At 50.0% G+C, this 2,165-nt stretch carries 3 protein-coding genes; all 3 read left to right on the top strand.

Annotation, left to right across the window (positions count from 1 at the left end):
- The first annotated feature begins 34 nt into the window (after window positions 1–34).
- Window positions 35–922, top strand: coding sequence for a LysR family transcriptional regulator (locus R3177_RS14620; protein ID WP_318971741.1), 888 nt, complete (start codon window positions 35–37; stop codon window positions 920–922).
- An 8-nt stretch (window positions 923–930) separates the two neighbouring features.
- Window positions 931–1,338 (top strand): hypothetical protein, encoded by a 408-nt coding sequence (locus R3177_RS14615; protein ID WP_318971740.1) that lies wholly within the window; start codon window positions 931–933, stop codon window positions 1,336–1,338.
- A gap of 74 nt (window positions 1,339–1,412) precedes the next feature.
- Window positions 1,413–2,165, top strand: a 753-nt coding sequence (gene purM / locus R3177_RS14610; RefSeq protein ID WP_318971739.1) for a phosphoribosylformylglycinamidine cyclo-ligase, incomplete at its 3' end; no start/stop codon positions are given.

Genomic DNA, 2,165 nt, shown 5'->3' with positions numbered 1-2,165 from the left:
CCACGACATAATTTGATAAAGGATCCGGCCCGCTATGCCCTATCGTCCCCGCTCTACCCTGGAACAATGGCGAATATTGCAGGCTGTGGTCGATGCCGGTGGCTATGCGCAAGCCGCTGAGTTACTGAACAAAAGTCAGTCCTCGCTTAATCATGCTGTTGCCAAACTGCAGTCGCAGTTAGGCGTTGAATTACTGGAAGTCATTGGCCGCAAAGCACAACTGACCGATGCCGGTGAAGTCATGTTGCGCCGCTCGAGGGTACTGACCCAGCAAATTGAAGATCTGGAGCTGCTTGCTGATAATATCGAACAAGGTTGGGAACCGGAGATCCGGATTGCCGTTGAACTTGCCTATCCTAGGCAGTACCTGTACCGGGCGTTACAAAAGTTTTATCCCCAAAGCCGCGGCAGCCGGGTGCAGATTATTGATACCGTCTTAACCGGCACCAGCGAGGTCATCATCCAGAAAAAAGCCGATCTGGTCATTGCCGGTGTGGTCCCTAAAGGCTATCTTGGGGAGCCTTTATTTGTCAGCCGTTTTATTCCGCTGGTCGGTGCAAATCATGAGCTGGCCGGTCTGCCAGCATTAGAGCAGAGCCAGCTTAGTCAGCATTTACAGATTGTTATCCGGGATACGGCCCAAAAACCGCTGGAAAATATGGGCTGGTTAAAAGCTGAACAGCGCTGGACAGTAGATAATTTCAGTGAAGCCATCGAAATCTTGCAGCTGGGCCTGGGTTTTTGCTGGTTGCCCGATTTTACTGCAGCCGAGGCGCTGGCAAAGGGAGAACTGGTTCAGCTGCAGCTGAATAACAGTTCAGAACGGCTGGTACCCATGTCACTGTTAACCCCGCAGGAAGAGACACTGGGGCCGGGCAGCAAACAATTACGTCAGTTGATTCTGGCAGAACACCATAAATAGGGATAGCTATGCAAACGAATGAAATAAATAAACTGATGCAGGAAGCGGCAAGGGATGCGGTCAGTTATGTTGCAAAACAGCACCAGCTGCAGCTTGATTTCACGCTGGCCAGTCTACAGGACGTTGATACGGTGCTGGCTACTTTACATCAACATCAGTTGCAACAAAGCCACTCTGCCGAATTGCTTTTTACCCTGAGCAATATACTGGGCGCTTATATCGGTGAAGTCTTTATCAGCAATTATGGTGGCAACTGGCACAACAATACCGCAGATAACGCCGCGCCCTATATTTCAGTGCAATTATCTGACAAAGAATTCCCATTTGCATCAGTATGTTATCATAAGATTATTCAGAACGACGCGATCAGTGTCGCCGACTACGTTAAACAAGCCGCTGCAAATGTCATGCAGTAAAGCTTTTGTCGGCGCCATTAAGCAGGTAAAATACGCGCCGATTCTGCCAACCAACTAAGCAATCGAGGAAAGCCGTGAGCGAGCACAACACATCTTTAAGCTACAAAGACGCCGGAGTTGATATAGATGCCGGCAACGCCCTGGTAGAACGGATAAAAGGCGCAGTAAAGCGCACCACCCGTCCGGAAGTCATGGGAGGCTTAGGGGGGTTTGGCGCTTTATGTCAGATTCCGGCCGGCTATAAAGAGCCAGTGCTGGTATCAGGCACGGATGGTGTCGGCACCAAGTTAAGGCTGGCAATGGATTTAAAACGTCACGATGGTGTAGGTATCGATTTAGTTGCCATGTGCGTTAACGATTTAGTAGTACAAGGTGCAGAACCGCTGTTTTTCCTCGATTACTATGCCACCGGCAAACTGGACGTGGACACCGCCTCAGAGGTAGTTGCAGGTATCGCAGAAGGCTGCGTGCAATCGGGTTGTGCTCTGGTCGGTGGTGAAACGGCGGAAATGCCGGGCATGTATCATGGCGACGATTATGATATTGCCGGCTTTTGTGTCGGTGTCGTTGAGAAGGCAGACATTATCGATGGCAGCAAAGTAAAAGCAGGTGATCAGCTTATTGCTCTGGCATCGTCTGGCCCCCACTCTAATGGCTTCTCTTTAATCCGTAAAGTGCTGGAAGTGAGTGGTCAGTCGGCAGATACGCTGCTTGAAGGCAAAAGTCTGGCAGACCATTTACTGGAGCCCACCCGGATCTATGTTAAAAATCTGCTGGCATTAATTAAGCAAATGCCTGTTCATGCGCTGTGTCATATTACCGGTGGT

It is taken from the genome of Arsukibacterium sp., from assembly GCF_033722355.1.
Lineage (GTDB): Bacteria > Pseudomonadota > Gammaproteobacteria > Enterobacterales > Alteromonadaceae > Alishewanella.
This window is presented reverse-complemented; position numbering and strand designations above follow the sequence as displayed.